The sequence below is a fragment of the Thermanaeromonas sp. genome (assembly GCF_021890735.1).
In the GTDB taxonomy this organism is placed as follows: Bacteria; Bacillota; DSM-521; order Neomoorellales; family Neomoorellaceae; genus Thermanaeromonas.
Map to the genome: position 1 here is coordinate 16,657 of NZ_JAKKUR010000007.1, position 19,185 is coordinate 35,841.

The following is a 19,185-nucleotide window of genomic DNA, read 5'->3' on the forward strand; positions in this document are numbered from 1 at the left end:
CATAAGATGAAGTGCGGGAAAATGGAGGGGATGCCCTGTGGCTTTAGCAGCGTGGTATTTGGTAATCGCTTTTCTATTTATGGTAATGTTTTGGAATTTTACTTTCGTTTTCCGCTCAGAGAAGCTTAAGTCTTGTCTTCTACTTTTGGTGAAGGATCAAGAAGAAATTATAGAGGGGATCCTGCGATTTATCCTGTGGTGGCGCAGTTTAACGGGGTACTGGCTGGAGGTGGTGGTTGTAGACTGCGGCTCCACAGATGATACGCCGCGTATCCTCGAGCGTTTTAATTTTCCTTATCCGGTCTGCAGGGTTGAGGGTATTTTCGAAGGGAAGGGAAAAGAGAAGGCCGGTTTTTCCGATTGCTTACGAGGTTCTTATGAATTCTTTACCTGGGATCTAAGAGGCCTTGCTTCCGGTAGATTACCTTTTAAACAAATATCTACTTGTATGGGAAAAAATATAAAATTTAAGAAGGAAAGAGGGCGGGAATAGCGAATTGCTAATTGGCTGAATGGAAGGCAGGTAGGTATGGACAAAAAGGAGATTTTAACTTGGCGGCTGAGCTGGTTGCTGGTAGGAGCGGCAGCCTGTTTATTTGCCCTCTCGGAAAAGCATCCTGGTTTTCTTTACGGCCTGGCCCTGGGCGCTCTCCAAATAACCGCGGCTCTTTTGCCACCTTCTTTCTGGGAAGGCCGGGTTTTAAGGAGGCTTTTTGTTTATCTTACGAGTTTGCTTCTTAGTTGGGTATGGTTTGCTTTGCGCCAGACTTATTTAGGGGAAAGGGTGTATGAGAGTTTTTTGTCCCCCATTTTATTCTTACCCGTCGGGACGGCCCTTTTCCTGGACCGGCCCCGAGAGGCCCTTATTTTGATTTTTGCCATCTTTTTACCTATTTCCGGTGTGATCCTAAGGGGAGAGCCCTTAAAGTTGGCCTACCATCTGGTGCAATTAGCTGGCTGGGTAGCCTTAAGCCTGGCCGCTTGGCTTCTTTTCCGGTTTTTGCGCCACCAAAGAGAAGCGTTCTTGCAGCAAGAAGAGGAATTAAAAAGGTTAGAACGGGAATACAGGCTGCTTAAAGATAGGTTAGCGCGGGCCGAGTATTTAGCCATAACCGATCCTTTAACGGAGTTATATAACTTGCGCTATTTTGAACAGGTCCTCGAGGGATGGCTAAGGGAATTGCGTCCAGCCTCTAGGTTGAGCTTGCTCATGGTAGATATCGATTACTTTAAAGAAATAAACGATACCTTCGGGCACCAGGTGGGTAATAAAGTTTTGGTGGAAGTGGCCGGCCTCCTTAAACGGCACGTCAGGGAAAAGGATGTGGTAGCCAGGTACGGCGGGGAGGAATTCGCCCTCCTTCTTCTGGGAGCAGACCGGTACAAGGCCCAGCAAGTGGCTGAGCGTATCCGGAACGCAGTGGCTTCCTCTGTCTTCGCCTTGGACATGGGGTTCAAGGTTAGGCTTACGGTGAGCATCGGTATAGCCTCATGGCCAGAGGACGCGCATGACCAAAGGGAGCTTATACAGCGGGCCGACAGGGCCCTGTATATAGCTAAAAGTAGCGGGCGTAATATGATCTGTTCTTCAGGAGGGGAGGAAGCAGATGCCACCCTTCCTAAATAAAGTTTTCTGCGGGCAGGGTTATCTGTATTTTTTTATTTTGGGAGGCCGCCTGAGGGTGGGGTTTAGTCACCGTCCGGGCCTGGACCGGGGCTTTTGGGAGGCCAGGGGTGCCATCTCTTTCGGGCTGTTATCACCGCAGGTAAACCTGGGCGTGGCCCAATTTTTACTTGACAAGGTGTCTTCCCGGGGGCCGGGACAACTTTCACCTTACGGGCTTAAGTGCAAGCTAGAAGAGTGGGGCCGGCATTTCGGGTTGAGTTTTTCTTTTAAGCCGGCAGCCCCTGCTTTACCTTCTCCTCTGGAGGAGGAGTTAAAGTTTGTGCGGAATGTATTGTCAGGGCGGCTTCTCTTCCTGGAAGAAGTAGACCGCGCGCTAAGGGAAAATGGTCTAAGAGTTAAATCCGGCCTGCCCGATATTTTGCAATATCTTTACCTGCAAGGAGAATGCGAACTCTGGCCGGCGGTAGGATTCGACCGGCAAGGTCTGCCTTTTTGCCGGAGGTGCGGCGGGAGAGAAAAGCTGGTTAGAACCGGCTGTGGAGCCTGCAACAGCCGGTTTTGTTATGTGTGTGAAGGCTGCCTGGAACTGGGAGAGGCCCGTTCCTGCCGGGCCTTATATGCCCGGGCTGGGGCAAGAAAGAATTTCAGGAGAAATGTAACCCCTCGGCTTTCTTTTCCCCTACATCCCGCCCAGAGGGAAGCCTACGAGCGAGCGGCCGAGTTTGTAGCCAAAGGGCAAAAGCCGCGGTGCCTGGTCTGGGCCGTGTGTGGGGCGGGAAAAACCGAGGTGGCCTACGGGGCCATAGCTGCCGCCCTGGCCCAGGGCCGGGAAATTCTCTATACGTCCCCGCGGAGGGAGGTAGTTAAAGAGATATACCCGCGCCTTAAGGAAGCATTCCCTGGGGTTGAAATTGCGGTGCTGCACGGGGAAACAAGCTTAAAGTTTCCCCCTGCCGAGCTAACGGTAGCTACCGTACACCAGGTCTTGCGTTTTTACCAGCGCTTTGACCTGGTGGTCTTGGATGAGGTCGACGCTTTTCCTTTGACCGGTGACCCCCGGCTGTACTTCGCTTTAGAACGCTGCCGCAGGCCTTGCGGCCAAGTTCTATATCTTACGGCTACTCCAACCCCGGAATTGAGGGCGGGGGTCCGCCGGGGTACACTTCCCGTGATTTACCTGCCTGCCCGCTACCACGGGTATCCCCTCCCCGAACCTGAGCTAATAGTCATTAGGAACCTTGGGGTTAAGGTCGGAGGCCGGTTACCTCTTCCCTTACAAAGGTTTTTGGAGTTGAGCCTGGTAGCGGACCGGGCGCAGGTCATGGTTTTTGTCCCTACAGTAGAACTGGTCCAAGATACGGTGGACTGGCTCCGGGGCTTTTTCGGAGATGAAGACCGTGTCCGGGGATGTTATGCTGCCTCGGCACAGCGGGAGGAGGTGCTGGCTTCCTTCCGCCGGGGTGATTTTCCCGTGCTGGTGACCACTACAGTTATGGAGCGCGGGGTTACGCTGCGCCGCTTGAATGTTCTTGTGCTGTTCGCCGACCATCGCTATGTGTTCGACGAGAATACACTGATACAGTTAGCAGGCCGTGCGGGAAGAGCCCTGGAATATCCGCGGGCCAGGGTATTGTTTGTAGCCGGAAAGATAAGCCCGGAGATGGCTGAAGCCTTAGAGACCATAAGGCGGTTTAACCGCATGGCTTGGGAAAAGGGCTTTTTAAAGGCCTACAAATGAAAAAGGCTTTTTAAAAGGGGTGGAAAGGATGGGGAGGTGTTCCTTTTGCGGCAGGTGGTCGTACCGAGGTATCCTCTGCCCCAGGTGTACTTCGGCCCTTGAAGCATGGAAAAGGGAGTTTCCGATTTGCTCCCTATGCGGCCGTTTGATGGGTAGGGGAGTTTCACAACAACTTTGCCCTCAGTGCCAGGAAGAAAAACCCCCGTTTCGCCTGGCCCGGGCTGTGGGGCCCTACCGGGGGATGTTGAAAGATGTTATCTTAGACTTTAAATATAAGGGCAGGCGCTCCCTTAGCCAGCCCCTGGGATATCTTCTGGCTCAAGTAGTAGCGGCAGAACCACTCTTCGGAAAACCCCAGGTAATAATACCGGTTCCCTTGGCCCGGCAAAGACTAAAGGAACGGGCTTTTAATCAGGCAGAATTACTGGCCCGTGAAGTGGGGCGGCTTCTCGGTCTTAAGGTTGCCGAAGGCGTATTACTTAAAGAAAGGGATACCGTTCCGCAGGCCGGGCTCGGCCGGAAGGAGCGCTGGATAAACCTTAAGGATACCTTCGCGTTAAAACGCGCCTCGATAATAGAGGGACAAGATGTATTGCTTGTTGATGACGTGTTGACTACGGGGGCTACGGTAACCGCGTGTACCATTGTATTACTTCAGGCCGGCGCCCGCTCGGTATCCGTGGCCACTTTAGCTACAGGTATTCTTTAAGGAGTTTCTTTTAATAAGCGAGAAGATTCGACCGGTGTTATGCCCTATTTTCCCTGTTCCGACAATTTTTTTATCCTTCCACATAGCAGTCCACAATAAGAGTATAGGGTTTCCAAGTTATCAACAGAGTTATCCACGTTATCCACAGGCGAAAGGGTTGTAATGGAGGTTAAAACATGTTGTTTTCGACAAGACAGCATGTGACAGGAGAAATTTTAGTGGATAAACTTTGACACGGGCCGCCTTACGTGGTATAATGGCACTGCTTCTCGGGTTTTAAAAAGCCTGGGGGTAACATCTAAAATACGTTTTAGGGAGGAAGGTTGTTTTTTATGAAAATGCTGGGCAAAGTAAAGTGGTTTAGCCCGCAAAAGGGGTACGGATTTATTGCTGGTGAAGACGGGAAGGATGTGTTCGTGCATTACACGGCCATCCAAGAGAAGGGCTTTAAGAGCTTGGCCCCCGGACAAGAAGTAGAGTTTGAAGTTGTAGAAGGACCGCGTGGCCCCCAGGCGGCTAACGTGGTAAAGCGGTAGCAGCATGGATAACCAACATGTTAACTAAAGAATATAAAAAAGCCCCGACACATCGGGGCTTTTTTAATTGTGAACGGCAGGAAATTGACCTTGGAGCGGGAATAATATTTGGTAAAAAGTCTAAAGATGGCATGAGAGGTGTTAGGTTCATGCGGTTAACTGTGCGGGGAAAGAATTTTGAGGTTTCCGAGGCCCTTCGCCAGTACGCAGAAAAACGGCTGAAAAAACTGGAAAGATTTTTAGGCGAAGAGGTAGAAGTTCAGGTAACCATGTCGGTTAGCCGGGACAGGCATGTTGTAGAAGTTACAGTACCCCTGGACGGGTATTTACTTCGCGGAGAAGAAGCTACAGGAGATATGTATGGTTCCATAGACCTTGTTTTGGAGAAACTGGAAAAGCAGATGGAAAAATATAAAACCCGGTTGGCCAAGAAAGTTAAGGGAAATACCCTGAAGGAAGGGGCTTTACGGTCTCAACAAGAAGAAGAAGCGGAAGAACCTAGGGTGGTGCGGACCAAGCGCTTCCCCATCAAGCCCATGAGCGTGGAAGAGGCTATACTCCAGATGAACCTTTTAGGACATAACTTTTTCGTATTTGCCAACGCCGAAACGGAACAGGTGAACGTACTTTACCGGCGAAAGGATGGCAATTACGGGTTAATTGAGCCAGAGTTATAGAGTTATAAAAATATGTCAGGGGCATTTTAAGCTTCTTCTTTTTTGTCTTTTTAGCCTTCTCACAGAAGGGGAAAACTTGGATGAAGCGAAATTAACATAAAGTCTAAGATCATTAGGAGAAGGTGAAGGGGTAAATTGGTCGCTGAAAGATCTACAGAACAGATAGCCGCGACAGAATATGAGCGCGTAATATGCCAAGTTAAGGGAGTGCTCTCAGCCCGCCTGGTGACGAGCGCCGACGGGACCATAGAGGAGATCCACGTCCTGGCTGCGCCTGACCGTAATCCCAAACAAGTGGTGCGCGATATTGAAACTGCCGTTTTGGTTCAGCTGGGCACCACCTTGGACCGTAAAAAAATCAGTATAGCCCAATTAGAAGAAGGGGCCGGGGCAGACCGTGTGGGCGAAGCCAGTGTATCTTACGGGAAACCCCAGTGGACCAAGCTGAGGCTCGGTCGCCTAAGCCTTTTTCCCCAGGGTATCAACTTAGAAGCTAATGTAGCAGTAGAAATAGGTGAAGAAGGTGACCTCTACGAAGGAAGTGCTGTGGGTCCCAATTTGCCTGGGCAGAGCTGTTATTTAGTGGCCCAAGCCACCTTGGATGCCGTAAGAAAATATTTGGGAGAAAGTTGTGGGCTGGGTTTAGAGGATATTTTAAAACTAGAAGTGGCCCAAACCCAGGCAGTGCTGGCAGTGGTGAGCATGTTAAAGGATTGGAGGCGCGAGCGCCTAGCGGGGATAGCTTTTCTGGATGAATGCCCTGATGAGCTACAAGCTGCGGGCAAGGCTGTGCTGAGGGCACTGGCTAGCCGGTTTTGCTTACATGCAGCGGGGTTGGACTGAGACGATTGCCTTTCTACCGGAGGAAGTGTTACAATAAAAGCAGCCTTTTAAGAGCGGGTAAAAGGAAGTCGAGGGGGGTGTTCTTCCCCCTCGCTTTATTCCAAAGGGGAGATAACCCATGTTAGGGTTGCTTAAAACTTTATTGGACGATAATGCCCGGGAAATTAAGAAGCTCTCCCAAAAGGTACAGCGCATAAACGCTTTGGAGCCGGAGATCAGCGCTTTAAGGGATGAGGAGCTACAGGCCAAGACAGCCGAATTCCGCCGGCGCCTGGAACGAGGCGCCACTTTAGACGACCTTTTACCGGAAGCTTTTGCTGTAGTCCGGGAAGCTGCGCGCAGGGTCCTGGGCATGCGTCATTTTGATGTGCAGCTGATGGGAGGTATCGTGCTGCACCAGGGTCGCATTGCGGAGATGAAGACGGGAGAAGGGAAGACCCTCGTGGCGACTTTACCGGCCTACCTTAACGCTTTAACCGGCCGGGGTGTGCATATCGTCACGGTAAACGATTACCTGGCCCGGCGGGATAGCGAATGGATGGGCAAAGTCTACCGCTTTTTAGGCTTAAGTGTAGGATTGATCGTGCACGGGCTTAGCACCCAGGAACGGCGCAAGGCCTACGCCGCCGATATAACTTACGGCACCAACAACGAATTCGGCTTTGATTACCTGCGGGACAATATGGCCTTGCATCCTGACGAACTCGTCCAGCGAGAACTACATTACGCCATTATAGATGAAGTGGACAGCATACTCATAGATGAGGCGAGGACTCCCCTTATAATTTCGGGCCAGGCAGAAAAGCCTACAGAAATGTATTACAGGGTAGCCCGTATCATCCCTAAACTTAAGGCCGGTGAGGACTACCATGTAGATGAAAAAGCCAAAGTAGCTACTTTGACCGAGGCCGGTGTGGCCAAGGTAGAAAAGCTTTTGGGTATCGATAACTTATATGATGAAGCAAACATTGAGCTTGCACATCATGTACTTCAGGCCCTCAAGGCTCATACCCTTATGAAACGGGATCGCGATTATGTGGTAAAAGATGGTCAGGTTATAATTGTGGATGAATTTACCGGAAGGCTCATGTTCGGGCGCCGGTACAGCGATGGGCTCCACCAGGCCATCGAGGCCAAAGAAGGGGTAAAGATAGAGCGGGAGACCCAAACTTTAGCCACCATAACCTTTCAGAACTATTTCCGCATGTATGAGAAGCTTGCCGGAATGACGGGTACGGCCGCGACAGAAGAAGAAGAGTTTCGCAAGATCTACGGCCTGGATGTGGTAGTGATACCCACCCACAAGCCCATGATTCGCATCGATTATCCGGATGTAATCTACCGGACGGAAGAGGGCAAATTCCGCGCGGTAGTGGAGGAGATAGTCGAGCGGCACGCTAAAGGGCAGCCGGTGCTGGTGGGCACCACCTCCATTGAAAAATCGGAACGCTTGAGTGAAATGCTTAAAAAACGCGGGATACCCCACCAGGTGTTAAATGCCAAATATCATGAAAGGGAAGCGGAGATCATAGCCCAGGCCGGCCGCTTAGGTGCGGTGACCATCGCCACCAACATGGCGGGCCGGGGAACGGACATCATGCTGGGTGGAAATCCCGAGTACCTGGCTAAAGAGAGGATGCGCCGGGAGGGGTACCCGCCGGAGGTCATCGCCGAAGCTACGGGTTTCGGGCCTGTCTCTTCTCCTGAGGTGGAAGAAGCGCGGCGCGTCTTTAGGCAGTATTTAGAAGAAGCCCGGAAAGAAACGGAGGCCGAACATAAGAAGGTAGTGGCCCTGGGCGGCCTCCATATTATAGGGACGGAGCGCCACGAGAGCAGGCGTATCGACAACCAGCTTCGCGGGCGCGCAGGACGCCAGGGAGACCCGGGTTCCAGCCGGTTTTACCTCTCCCTTGAGGACGATCTCATGCGTCTTTTTGGAGCTGAGAACATTGCCGGGCTTTTGGACCGGTTGGGGATGGACGACAGCCATCCTATAGATCATCCCCTGGTATCCCGGTCTATAGAAGCGGCCCAGAAGAAGGTAGAAGCCCATAACTTTGAGCTGCGCAAACACGTTTTGGAATACGATGACGTATTAAACCAGCAGCGGGAAATTATCTACAGCCAGCGTCGTAAAGTTCTTATGGGCGAGAACCTGCGCCCGATCATTGAAGATATGATAACTACGGTTGTTGATCGTACTATAGAAAGATTTGCTGGAGATAGCAAGTATCCGGAAGAATGGGACTGGGAAGGATTCTTGGAGTATGCTGAAAAGCTTTTCCTGCCCGGTTGCGACCGGAGTTTGGCCGATGAGTTGCGTAAGATGAGTAAAGATGAGGTTTATACTTTCTTGCGGGAGGAAGCTCTCAAGCTTTACCGGCGGCGAGAAGAAGAGCTGGGTGCGGAAACCTTAAGAGAGCTTGAACGGGTTATCCTTCTTAGGGTAGTAGATGCCAAGTGGATGGACCATCTGGATGCTATGGATCAGCTTCGGCAGGGCATAGGCCTCCGCGCCTACGGCCAGCGAGATCCATTAGTGGAGTATAAATTTGAGGCTTACCAGATGTTTCAGGAAATGGTTGCCTCCATCCAGGAAGAAGTGGTGCGGTACCTGTACCACGTTAAATTGGTTGTACCCGAAGAAAGGCGCCCCAGAAGGGTCATAGAAAACCGCTATCAGGAGGAGGCTCCGCGGCAGCCCTTCCGCCGTGAACAGAAGATAGGCCGCAACGATCCTTGCCCCTGCGGAAGCGGTAAAAAATATAAGAAATGTTGCGGCGCCCTTAAAGGGGCTAGCGGGATGTAGTGGTCCACCTTTAGTTATTAAGGAGGGAGACTGTAATGCTGGAAGATTTAAAACCCCGCTTTGCAGAACTTAAAGGCCGCCTAGAAGAATTGAGGGTCTCTCTTTGACTGGGCTGGGAAGAAGGAAGAAATAGCTAGGCTAGAGGCGGAGATGAGTTCCCCGGACTTCTGGGAGGACCGAGAGCGGGTAGAAGAGGTTACCCGGCGGTTGAGCTCTTTAAAGGAGAAAGTACAGCTTCTGGAGGAATTAACCAACAAAACCCAAAGCCTTTACGAGCTTTGGGAATTGGCCGTAGTCGAAGGCGAGCAATCTTTAGAACCGGAGCTTAAGAAGGAACTGGAAAATCTGGAATACCGCGTAGAAAAGATAACCCTGGAAACCCTGCTCGCCGGACCTTATGACCGTAATAACGCCATATTATCGTTGCACCCGGGGGCGGGAGGAACAGAATCCCAAGACTGGGCGGCCATGCTCCTTAGGATGTATACCCGCTGGGCCGAAGAACACGGGTATGAGGTAGAGCTACTTGATTATCTAGAAGGAGAAGAGGCCGGTATAAAGAGCGCAACCCTGCTCATAAAAGGCGAAAATGCCTACGGCTATCTTAAGGCGGAGAAGGGAGTCCACCGCTTGGTACGTATTTCTCCCTTTGATGCCGCAGGGCGCCGGCATACCTCCTTCGCCTCTGTGGAGGTCATCCCGGAAGTAGAATTTGACCACGAAGTAGAGATAAGACCGGAGGACCTTAAAATAGATACCTTCCGCTCCCAGGGAGCGGGAGGCCAGCACGTTAATAAAACGGATTCCGCCGTTCGCATTACCCACTTACCTACGGGCATCGTAGTAACCTGCCAGAACGAGCGCTCCCAGCATGCCAACCGGCTTACCGCTTTAAAGATTTTAAGGGCTAAGCTTTTGGAAAGGAAGCTAAAGGAGCAGGAGGAGGAACTTGCCAAGCTTAAGGGTGAACAGAGGGAGATCGCCTGGGGAAATCAGATCCGCTCCTACGTCTTTCATCCCTATAGCCTGGTGAAGGATCACCGCACGGGGGTGGAGATAGGGAACGTCCAGGCCGTTATGGATGGCTGGCTGGATCCCTTTATTAACGCCTACTTGCGACAGCAGGCCGGTAAAGGGCCCTCCTAAAAGGAGGGCCCAATTTTTTCCTTGACAGCCTTTATCTTTTGCCTTAATATGGTATTAGTATTTTGGGTCTTTTGGGACATAACTTTAGGGATTTTTGGGTATCTTGGCTATCAGAAGGTTCTTGTGGAAGGGAGGAGGAAGTTTATGGTTTTACCCAGTAATTGGCAAGAAGCAAAGAAGCTGGTAGCAGAAAGGACCCTGGAAGAGGTTTTTAAATATATTGAGCGCAATCCTGAAGAAAATTTTCCCAGGCTCCTGAGCATTGCACGGCTTATAGCCCGCAAAGAAGAACATAAGCAGCAGATACAGGGTGTCCTTAAGGCTTATCAGGAAAATCCGGCTATACGGGCTTATGTAAACCGCCTTTTCACAGAACTCCATCCTAACATAAAAAAGCGTATGGTGTATAATTGGTTTGTAAACGCGATGCTTTTGGGTATCCCGCGCCAGCAGCAGGTAGAAGAAGAAACGGGCATCCACATCCCCAACTTTTTCCTGCTAGATCCTACCAGCGCCTGCAATCTACGCTGTTACGGCTGCTGGGCAGGGGAATATGCCAAGCATGATACCTTGGAGTTCGAATTGGTGGACCGGCTCTGCCGGGAGGCCAAGGAAGTCGGCATTTACTGGCTGGTCATGTCGGGAGGGGAGCCTTTCTTATGGCCGCACTTGTTTGAACTAGCCCGGCGGCATCAGGATATGGCCTTTATGCTTTACACCAACGGTACCCTTATAGACGATGATGTGGCCGACCGCATTATAGAAGTGGGCAATATTTCGCCGGCCATAAGTCTGGAAGGTTGGCGGGAGCGGACCGATGCTCGACGTGGGCGGGGAGTCTTCGACCGGGTAGTAGCCGCCATGGACCGCCTCCGTAAGCGGGGTGCAGTGTTCGGGGCTTCTATTACCATCACCAGGGAGAATGTAGAGGAAGTAACAAGCGACGAATTTGTGGATTTCCTTATTGAAAAAGGCGTGGCTTATGTGTGGACATTCCACTTTATCCCTGTGGGCCGGGATCCAGACCTCTCCTTGGTGATAACTCCCGAGCAGAGGGCTTACCTTGCCGAGCGCATTCCTTATCTGCGGACCCACAAACCCATTCAGATCGCTGATTTCTGGAATGACGGGGAACTGACGGGTGGATGCATTGCCGGCGGACGGCGCTACTTCCATATTACCGCTCGCGGTGATGTAGAGCCTTGTGCTTTTGTCCATTTTGCTGTAGATAATATTAAGGAGAAAACCCTGAAGGAGGTTCTGGCCTCTCCACTATTTCGAGCTTACCAGCGCCGCCAGCCCTTTAGCCGCAATCTTCTTCGTCCGTGCCCCATTATAGATGTGCCCGAGGCACTGAGGGAAATTGTGGCAGAGACGGGGGCCCGTCCTACCCACCCGGGGGCAGAGAAGGTTTTGGACGGCTCCATCGGCTCCTTCCTGGACATGAATTCTAAGCGCTGGGCGGAGGTGGCCGATAGCATTTGGCTCAAGCGTCACCCTGAGGACAGATCCAAAGATTTTACGGCAGCTAAATAAAGATAGGGGAGACTGGAGGAGTGCTTACCAAAAGGCGCCTGCAATTCTTAAATAAGATCAAGGCCTTGTATGAGGAAAGCGCAGCTCCGGTCCATTACGCTACGGTGGCGGAGAAGCTTAAAGTTAGCAAGTGGACGGCATATGACTTGCTGCGCGAACTGGAAAAGGACGGGTTTTTAAAAAGGGAGTACGTGGTCAATGCGACCGAAAAACTCCCAGGGCGTTCTATGATAATGTTTGTACCCACTGCCAAGGCCTACCAAATGGAGGGAGAGGAAGGGGAAGAGGGGAGCCTCCTCTACTGGTATCGGGACTGGCAGGAACTGAAAGAAAGGTTGCTCAAGATCTTTGCGGGGTTATCCCCGCAAGAGGCTAAAGCCGCAGTAACTCAGCTTCTTCAAGAGATAAAAGGCAAGGAACATCCTGTCATTTTAGCCACATATACCTTAACGGTGTTGTTGCTTTCCCTTAAGAGCTTCGGAGAAAAGGGTTTAAATTTAATGCGAGCCGCGCTACAGCGGCTGACCGTTCCCGAGATGGGCCTTGTTTTAGCGACGGGTACGGGGCTGGGGCTGGCAGCCCATGCTTCTTCCCAACATCCCTTCACGGCCCAGGTGGAGAGGCTGCTGCACCGTTTCTACGAGCAGCTAGACAAATTTACTCACCGGGAAAAAAAGCTCCTATCGGATTTTCTTAAAGAGGCCCTTGAACATTCCCTTGGATTAAGATAATTTTTAGCCCGGGGGAGGAATTCCCGGGCTTTTTCGTGTAGGAGCACGGAGGTTTCATGGAGAAGATAATAAGAAAAACTTCTGTAATGAACTATTTAGGTATCACGGCTGGCTGTGCCCTTACGGCGGTGGGGCTGGCCCTTTTTTTGGTACCCAATAGAATAGCTGCCGGTGGAGTGAGCGGCCTGGCTACGGTGCTCCATCATGTTCTAGGAGTTCCGGTAGGTTTAACCATGTTGGTTCTCAATGTTCCCTTATTTTTGGCCGGTCTTAAGGTATTGGGGTTCCACTTCGGCCTTAAAACTTTATACGGAACTGTAGTTCTTTCCCTTTTAACCGATTTTTTAGCCTGGGTGACCAGACCGCCTACTTTTAATCCTCTTCTGGCCTCTATTTACGGCGGCCTCCTTAGCGGTGTCGGGCTGGGGGTGGTTTTTCGCTACGGCGGTAGTACGGGAGGAACAGACCTGGCCGCCTTGCTTTTTCGGAAACTCTTACATATAAGTGCGGGGATGGGGCTCCTCGTTACAGACGCTTTTGTAATAAGCCTCGCAGGACTGGTCTTTAATATGGAGCTTGCCCTGTATGCTCTCCTTGCCCTTTTTCTTACCAGCCGGGCCATAGATGCCATCCAGGAAGGGAGCGGGTACGCTAAAGCAGCCATCATAATCTCAGATCGTAGCGAAGAGATCGCCCGCCATATTTTGACGGAGCTTGACCGGGGGGCGACCGGCCTTCAGGGCAGGGGGCTTTACACAGGTAGGGACCGGGAAATACTTTTGGTAGTGGTGCACCGTTCCGAAGTCACCCGGCTTAAAAATTTGGTGGCCACTTTAGATCCCCAGGCCTTTGTTATAGTTACCAATGTACATGAAGTATTAGGAGAGGGTTTTAGGGAATGGAGGGAAGTTTAGACTTGGAGCTCATAGAATTCCTGCAGGAAAAGGCTCGCCTCATCCGACGGGATATAATTACCATGATCGGGAAGGCGGGCTCAGGCCATCCCGGGGGATCCTTGTCGGGGGTGGAGATCGTTACAGCCTTATACTTTCACCTTATGCGGGTAGACCCCCAAAATCCCGATTGGCCCGACAGGGACCGTTTTATACTTTCTAAAGGGCACGCAGCACCCCTCCTTTATGCCGCTTTGGCCCGCCGGGGATACTTCCCACCGGAGGAACTGCTCACTTTAAGGAAGCTCGGCAGCCGGCTTCAGGGCCACCCTGACTGCAAATCCCTTCCCGGAGTAGAGATGTCCACGGGGTCTTTAGGCCAGGGGCTGGCGGTGGCCAACGGCCTGGCCTTGGCCGCCCGCCTTGACGGGCGCGACTTTCGTATCTACGTCCTACTCGGCGATGGCGAGCTACAAGAAGGAATGGTTTGGGAGGCGGCTATGGCTGCTTCCCATTATAAACTGGACCGCATAACGGCCTTCGTGGACCACAACCATCTTCAGATCGACGGCCGGGTAGAAGAGATAATGTCTCCGGAGCCTTTACCGGATAAATTCCGGGCCTTCGGCTGGGAAGTGCTGGCCATAGATGGCCACGATTTCCGCCAGATAATCCAGGCCGTGCATCATGCCTGGGAGACTAAAGGCAGGCCTACGGTTATCATAGCCGAGACCGTTAAAGGTAAAGGTGTATCCTTCATGGAAGACCAGGTAGGCTGGCACGGTGTGGCGCCGAAACCGGAAGAAGTGGAACGGGCCTTGGCTGAGCTGGATGTGCGGCAACCTTAACTTTGCGGAGGAGAGAGCATGTCTAAAAAGATCTCTACGCGTGAAGCCTATGGTCGGGCCCTGGTAGAGCTGGGGCACCAAGATGAACGTGTAGTAGTTTTGGATGCGGACCTTTCGAAGTCTACTAAAACCGAGTATTTTGCCAGGGAGTTTCCCCACCGGTTTTTTAATATGGGGATTGCTGAGCAGAGCCTTATGGGAACGGCAGCCGGGTTGGCGCTGGGAGGAAAGATACCTTTTGCCAGCACCTTTGCGGTATTTGCCACAGGCCGGGCCTTTGACCAGGTGCGCAATTCCATCGCTTATCCCAGGCTTAATGTCAAGATCGCGGCTACCCACGCGGGAATCACAGTAGGGGAGGACGGGGCTTCCCACCAGTCGGTAGAAGACCTGGCCCTGATGCGTGCAGTACCTAATATGATCGTGCTGGTGCCGGCTGATGCCGTAGAAGCCCGGCAGGCGGTATTCGCGGCGGCTAAATATGAAGGGCCTGTTTACCTCCGCCTGGGCCGGATGAACGTACCGGTGATATACGGCGATGATTACCGCTTTGAGATCGGCCGGGCCCACTGGCTCAAAAAAGGCCGGGATGTGACCATCATAGCCTGCGGGGTCATGGTGGCTTTAGCTTTAGAAGCCTCCCGGGATCTGGAGGGTGAGGGGCTAAGCGTGGGGGTGCTCAATATGAGCACGTTGAAACCCATCGATAAAGAGGCCGTGCTGGCGGCTGCGCAGGAGAGCAAGGCCTTGGTGACTGCCGAGGAACACAGTATCATCGGGGGATTGGGTAGCGCGGTGGCTGAGATACTGGCCGAAGAGAACCCCAAACCCCTAAAAAGGGTAGGGATCCCTGACACCTTCGGGGAATCTGGGAGCCCGGATGAGCTTATGCTTAAATATGGTTTGACGGCAGGAGATATCAAAAAAGCGGTAAGGGAAGTTCTACTACAAAAATAGACAGGCCAAGAGGAATTTAAAGACCGGTGTCGAAAACAACCCTCTAGGGTTGTTTCTTTTTTGGAGTTACCGGGGGTGGGGTAGAGGGTTGATACAGTTCTTCAACGTTACTAAGATTTACAAAGGAGATATTTACGCCCTTAAGGACATCACGGTAAAGATTGATAAAGGCGAGTTCGTATTTCTCGTAGGTCCGAGCGGTGCGGGCAAAACCACTTTTATCCGCCTGCTTTTCCGGGAGGAACTTCCTACCAAAGGACAGATACTCATCGCGGGCCGGAGCATAACCAGGCTGCGGTCCAAGGAGATCCCCTTTTTGCGCCGCAACATTGGCGTAGTTTTCCAGGATTTCCGCCTTCTGCCCGACAGGACCGTATATGAAAACGTAGCCTTTGCCCTCCAAGTTCTAGAGGTACCTCCCAAAGAGATAAAGGCCCGGGTGGAAGAGGTGCTAGCCCAGGTAGGCCTTTCAGGAAGAGCCCATCTCTTTCCCCACCAACTATCCGGGGGCGAGCAGCAGCGCACGGCTATTGCCCGGGCTATCGTAAACAGACCGCGCATTTTAGTAGCTGATGAACCGACGGGCAACCTAGACCCGGCCACCTCCCGCGAGATCATCTCTTTACTGCTGGATATCAACCGCCTGGGTACTACGGTGATCATGGCCACCCACGCTTGGGATATCGTCAATAGCTTAAAGAAGAGGGTTATCGCCTTGGATAAAGGCCGGCTGGTCCGCGACGATAAAGAAGGAGTTTACGGTTATGAGGCTTAGGACTTGGGGGTATTTTTTCCGCCAAGCCTTCCTCTCCTTATGGCGTAATGCCTGGATGAGTGTGGCGGCTAGCACTAGTGTGGCTGTAACTCTGTTCATCCTGGGTGCCTTTATCCTTCTAGTGTTGAATATCAACTTTATAGCCCTGGCCCTTCAGTCTAACCTGGAGATAGCTGTTTTCTTAAGGGTGGACACGCCGCGTTCCCAAGCACTAGCCTTAAAGCAGCAGATGGAGAGCTTGCCCGGGGTTAAAGAAGTAGAGCTTGTACCCAAGGAGCAAGGCCTTAAAATTTTAGCGCAGCAGCTGGGGGAAGAAGAACTCCTGGAAGCCACCGGTGGGGTAAATCCCTTACCCGATTACCTGCGTGTTAGGGTGGAGGACCCGGCCCGGATAGGGGAAGTGGCAGCCATCCTTCAGAACCTTCCGGCCGTAGAAAAAGTCAATTATGGCCAAGCAGTGGTAGAAAGGTTGCTGGCCGTTTTGCGCTGGGTGCGCTATTTGGGAGTAGGGATAATAGGGATGCTGGCCGTAGCTTCTCTGATGCTTCTAATGATCACCATCCGCCTGGCTGTCTATGCCCGGAGGCGGGAGATCAATATCATGAAATACGTAGGGGCGACCGATTGGTTCATTCGCTGGCCGTTCCTGTTGGAGGGCCTCTTTATAGGGCTTATAGGAGGAGGGATAGCGGCAGGGGTTTTGCTGTGGGGCTATACATCACTGACCTATAAAATCAAACTAAGCCTTTTCTTCCTTCCCCTCCTTGAAGATAACACCGTGCTTCACTATACCGCGCTGGGGCTGGTGGGCGGGGGAGCTTGTGTAGGTGCCGTGGGAAGCCTCCTGGCCATTCACCGTTTCCTAAAGGTTTAGCCGGTGTTCCTTGTAAATTTGTTAAAGGGAGGGAGAACTCCTTGCCGTTGCGCTTGACCGCCGGGTGTTTAGCAGTGCTCTTGCTCCTGCTCCTGTTCCCTGCTCCCATCCAGGGTTCTACCCTACAGGATCTTAAGGAGAAGCAGCAAGAGATTGAAGTAAAGATCAAGCAGCAAAACGAACTTTTGAAGAGCAAAGAGAGCGAAGGCCAAGAGCTTCTTGACCAATTGGAAAAACTAGAAGAAGAAATCAAGGCTAAAGAAGAGGAAGTTAACCGGCTAGAGCTAGAGCTTAAAGAAGCCCAGGCCAGGGTAGACCAGGCGGCTGAAGAACTGAACAAGGCAGAAGCTGCTTTAAGGCAACGCATGGATGTCTTACGTAACCGCTTAAAGGAAATTTACGAGAGGGGGCCCGTGAACTACCTAGAGGTGCTCCTTAATTCCACGAGTTTCAGCGACTTTTTGGTGCGCCTGGAGCTACTAGGGAAGGTTGCCCAGAACGATGTCCGGCTGGTGGAGGAAGTAAAACAGGAGCGGGCTAAGATAGCCGAACGCAAGGCGGCCCTGGAGGCTGAAAGGGATGCCCTGGCCGGGCTTAAGCGTCGTGCGGAAGGAGAGCGGGCCCTTTTGGCCTCCCGCCAGGCGGAAAAAAAACAGCTCTTGGCGCGGGTGGAAGAAGAAAAGCGGCGGGTGGCCCAGGCCTTAGATGAGCTGGAGGCTCTGTCCCGGCAGATCGCCCAGAAGATCCGGGAGATACAAGCCCAGAACAGGCGGCAACTCACCCCGCGGGGAACTAGCCAGTTTTTATGGCCGGTTCCCGGATATACAAGCATATCGTCGGGTTTCGGCTGGAGGATACACCCGTTACTTAAAACACCGCGCTTTCATGCCGGCATAGATATCCCCGCACCCTTAGGTACCGAAGTTATAGCCATAGAGGATGGGGTGGTTATCTCTACCGGGTACCTGGGCGGCTACGGTAACCATATCGTGATAGACCACGGTGGAGGCCTCTCCTCCATGTATTCCCACCTGTCGGCGATTTTGGTCCGGGAGGGCCAGGAAGTGAAGAGAGGACAAGTTATCGGCCGGGTAGGAAGCACTGGATGGAGCACAGGGCCCCATCTGGACTTTCAGATACTGCTTCAAGGAGAACCTACAGATCCCTTAAGATATTATTGAGGGAAGCCGTTTTTCCACTAGATGGACTAAAGCCGGCAGGGGTTACATATAATTGAGCGTAAATATTAGCAAGTAAGCTTAGGAGACAGGCGGTGACAGGTTTGCGCGTGAGCTTGCGCGGAATTGCTAGGCTTTTTTTGGCCCTGTGCGTGGTAACTACCCTATCTTTAACACTACTGGTCGTTACCTGCTATCCCAAGGTGGAGCAGGTAGTAAGGGTGTACACTCTCCTGCGGTTTCAGGCTCTAAATCCTCCTAGTCTGGACAGAATCTTTGAAGGGGCCATCAAGGGCATGGTAGAAGCCCTTGGTGACCCTTATTCTTCTTATCTTACTCCTCAAGTTTACCGGCAGCTGGAGGAGCACGTCCAGGGGACATATGGTGGTGTGGGCCTACTTATCACCCTGGAAGAAAAAGAAAAACGGCCTGTAGTGGTATCTCCCTTTAAGGGAACGCCGGCCCAGCGGGCAGGCATCAGTAGCGGGGATTATATCTTAGCTATAGACGGACAGGATACGGCCGGGATGGACCTGGAGACAGCCGCCAGCCTTATGCAGGGTGAGCCGGGGACTAAAGTGGAGCTGACCATCCTTAGGCCGGGGGAAAAAGAACCCCGGCGGGTTACTTTAGTGCGCGAGACCATAAAGATTCCTACTGTAGACGGTCAGATGTTGTCCGGTTATCCCGGGATAGGTTACATAAGCCTGACTATGTTTAATGAACAGACGGGTAAGGACCTGGACAAACTTTTAAATGAATTACGCCGTCAGGGGCTTAAAGCCCTCATCTTGGATTTGCGCAACAATCCCGGAGGATCCTTACAGGCAGCGATAGAAGTGGCCTCGTACTTTATACCTGAGGGTCCTGTAGCCTATATCGTAAGCCAAAAGAGAACGGAAGCCTTGCATTCTACAGGTAAGTATATTAAACTGCCGTTGGCGGTCCTGGTGAACAGGGGTAGCGCCAGCGCTGCCGAAATAGTAGCCGGAGCCATCAAAGATGCGGGGTCAGGGGTTTTGATAGGGGAAACCACCTTCGGTAAGGGTGTGGTTCAGACCATCTTTCCCTTAAAAGGTGGTGCTGCCGTTAAGCTCACCACCCACAAATATCTAACACCATCCAAGAGGGATATAGACAAAGTAGGGATTGCCCCTGATATACAGGTTAAACTGGAACCCCGGCTGGAGCAGGAGGTGCTGAGCCGGCCCCCGGACCTGGAACGGGACGCCCAGCTTAAGAAAGCTTTAGAAGTCTTGCAAGGAAAGATGGTTACCTCCCAAGCTGCCTGAACCTAGGAGGCGAAGG

18 protein-coding genes are annotated in these 19,185 nt (G+C 52.1%); all 18 read left to right on the forward strand.

The window, feature by feature from the left end:
- Window positions 1-37 precede the first annotated feature (37 nt).
- Window positions 38-493: a hypothetical protein gene (locus tag L5656_RS02700; RefSeq protein ID WP_297198667.1), complete on the forward strand. Its 456-nt coding sequence runs from the start codon at window positions 38-40 to the stop codon at window positions 491-493.
- A gap of 36 nt (window positions 494-529) precedes the next feature.
- Window positions 530-1,627 (forward strand): GGDEF domain-containing protein, encoded by a 1,098-nt coding sequence (locus tag L5656_RS02705; protein ID WP_297198671.1) that lies wholly within the window; start codon window positions 530-532, stop codon window positions 1,625-1,627.
- Window positions 1,608-3,365, forward strand: a complete 1,758-nt coding sequence (locus L5656_RS02710; protein WP_297198674.1) for a DEAD/DEAH box helicase — start codon at window positions 1,608-1,610, stop codon at window positions 3,363-3,365. Before L5656_RS02705 ends, L5656_RS02710 begins: the two co-directional genes overlap by 20 nt.
- 148 nt (window positions 3,366-3,513) lie before the next feature.
- On the forward strand, window positions 3,514-4,074 hold the full coding sequence (locus tag L5656_RS02715) for a ComF family protein (RefSeq protein WP_297198676.1): 561 nt from the start codon (window positions 3,514-3,516) through the stop codon (window positions 4,072-4,074).
- A gap of 338 nt (window positions 4,075-4,412) precedes the next feature.
- Complete coding sequence (locus tag L5656_RS02720) at window positions 4,413-4,610, forward strand: cold-shock protein (protein WP_366017803.1); 198 nt, start codon at window positions 4,413-4,415, stop codon at window positions 4,608-4,610.
- A 149-nt stretch (window positions 4,611-4,759) separates the two neighbouring features.
- The gene (gene hpf, locus L5656_RS02725) at window positions 4,760-5,287 is read left to right on the forward strand and encodes a ribosome hibernation-promoting factor, HPF/YfiA family (protein WP_297198681.1); all 528 of its coding nucleotides are present in this window, start codon (window positions 4,760-4,762) and stop codon (window positions 5,285-5,287) included.
- 135 nt (window positions 5,288-5,422) lie between these two features.
- Entirely contained in the window at window positions 5,423-6,130 is a 708-nt protein-coding gene (locus L5656_RS02730) for a hypothetical protein (protein WP_297198684.1), read from the forward strand.
- Window positions 6,131-6,248: 118 nt separating this feature from the next.
- Entirely contained in the window at window positions 6,249-8,939 is a 2,691-nt protein-coding gene (secA, locus tag L5656_RS02735) for a preprotein translocase subunit SecA (RefSeq protein WP_297198688.1), read from the forward strand.
- Between the two features lie 35 nt (window positions 8,940-8,974).
- Window positions 8,975-10,085, forward strand: a protein-coding gene (gene prfB / locus L5656_RS02740; RefSeq protein ID WP_297198691.1) for a peptide chain release factor 2 whose coding sequence is annotated in 2 segments (ribosomal slippage) — window positions 8,975-9,043 and window positions 9,045-10,085 — 1,110 coding nt in all. Because the reading frame shifts where the segments join, the coding sequence is not laid out codon by codon here.
- Window positions 10,086-10,229: 144 nt separating this feature from the next.
- Entirely contained in the window at window positions 10,230-11,621 is a 1,392-nt protein-coding gene (locus tag L5656_RS02745; protein ID WP_297198694.1) for a radical SAM protein, read from the forward strand.
- Window positions 11,622-11,641: 20 nt separating this feature from the next.
- A complete protein-coding gene (locus L5656_RS02750; RefSeq protein WP_297198697.1) occupies window positions 11,642-12,352 on the forward strand; it encodes an Lrp/AsnC family transcriptional regulator in 711 nt (236 codons plus the stop codon).
- A 56-nt stretch (window positions 12,353-12,408) separates the two neighbouring features.
- Entirely contained in the window at window positions 12,409-13,266 is an 858-nt protein-coding gene (locus tag L5656_RS02755; protein ID WP_297198699.1) for a YitT family protein, read from the forward strand.
- Complete coding sequence (locus L5656_RS02760; protein ID WP_297198702.1) at window positions 13,251-14,093, forward strand: transketolase; 843 nt, start codon at window positions 13,251-13,253, stop codon at window positions 14,091-14,093. Before L5656_RS02755 ends, L5656_RS02760 begins: the two co-directional genes overlap by 16 nt.
- Before the next feature lie 18 nt (window positions 14,094-14,111).
- Window positions 14,112-15,050, forward strand: coding sequence for a transketolase family protein (locus L5656_RS02765; RefSeq protein WP_297198705.1), 939 nt, complete (start codon window positions 14,112-14,114; stop codon window positions 15,048-15,050).
- An 88-nt stretch (window positions 15,051-15,138) separates the two neighbouring features.
- Window positions 15,139-15,825, forward strand: a complete 687-nt coding sequence (ftsE, locus tag L5656_RS02770; protein WP_297198707.1) for a cell division ATP-binding protein FtsE — start codon at window positions 15,139-15,141, stop codon at window positions 15,823-15,825.
- A complete protein-coding gene (gene ftsX / locus L5656_RS02775; RefSeq protein ID WP_297198709.1) occupies window positions 15,815-16,699 on the forward strand; it encodes a permease-like cell division protein FtsX in 885 nt (294 codons plus the stop codon). Before ftsE ends, ftsX begins: the two co-directional genes overlap by 11 nt.
- 41 nt (window positions 16,700-16,740) lie before the next feature.
- Window positions 16,741-17,880: a murein hydrolase activator EnvC family protein gene (locus tag L5656_RS02780; RefSeq protein ID WP_297198713.1), complete on the forward strand. Its 1,140-nt coding sequence runs from the start codon at window positions 16,741-16,743 to the stop codon at window positions 17,878-17,880.
- Between the two features lie 107 nt (window positions 17,881-17,987).
- Complete coding sequence (locus L5656_RS02785; protein WP_297198771.1) at window positions 17,988-19,169, forward strand: S41 family peptidase; 1,182 nt, start codon at window positions 17,988-17,990, stop codon at window positions 19,167-19,169.
- Window positions 19,170-19,185 lie beyond the last annotated feature (16 nt).

What these genes read in the sequence shown, in the direction of transcription:
- L5656_RS02705 (WP_297198671.1), top strand. Translation starts at nt 530, where the DNA reads ATGGACAAAAAGGAGATTTTAACTTGGCGGCTGAGCTGGTTGCTGGTA.
- L5656_RS02710 (WP_297198674.1), top strand. Translation starts at nt 1,608, where the DNA reads ATGCCACCCTTCCTAAATAAAGTTTTCTGCGGGCAGGGTTATCTGTAT.
- L5656_RS02715 (WP_297198676.1), top strand. Translation starts at nt 3,514, where the DNA reads ATGGGTAGGGGAGTTTCACAACAACTTTGCCCTCAGTGCCAGGAAGAA.
- L5656_RS02720 (WP_366017803.1), top strand. Translation starts at nt 4,413, where the DNA reads ATGCTGGGCAAAGTAAAGTGGTTTAGCCCGCAAAAGGGGTACGGATTT.
- hpf (WP_297198681.1), top strand. Translation starts at nt 4,760, where the DNA reads ATGCGGTTAACTGTGCGGGGAAAGAATTTTGAGGTTTCCGAGGCCCTT.
- secA (WP_297198688.1), top strand. Translation starts at nt 6,249, where the DNA reads ATGTTAGGGTTGCTTAAAACTTTATTGGACGATAATGCCCGGGAAATT.
- L5656_RS02745 (WP_297198694.1), top strand. Translation starts at nt 10,230, where the DNA reads ATGGTTTTACCCAGTAATTGGCAAGAAGCAAAGAAGCTGGTAGCAGAA.
- L5656_RS02755 (WP_297198699.1), top strand. Translation starts at nt 12,409, where the DNA reads ATGGAGAAGATAATAAGAAAAACTTCTGTAATGAACTATTTAGGTATC.
- L5656_RS02760 (WP_297198702.1), top strand. Translation starts at nt 13,251, where the DNA reads ATGGAGGGAAGTTTAGACTTGGAGCTCATAGAATTCCTGCAGGAAAAG.
- L5656_RS02765 (WP_297198705.1), top strand. Translation starts at nt 14,112, where the DNA reads ATGTCTAAAAAGATCTCTACGCGTGAAGCCTATGGTCGGGCCCTGGTA.
- ftsX (WP_297198709.1), top strand. Translation starts at nt 15,815, where the DNA reads ATGAGGCTTAGGACTTGGGGGTATTTTTTCCGCCAAGCCTTCCTCTCC.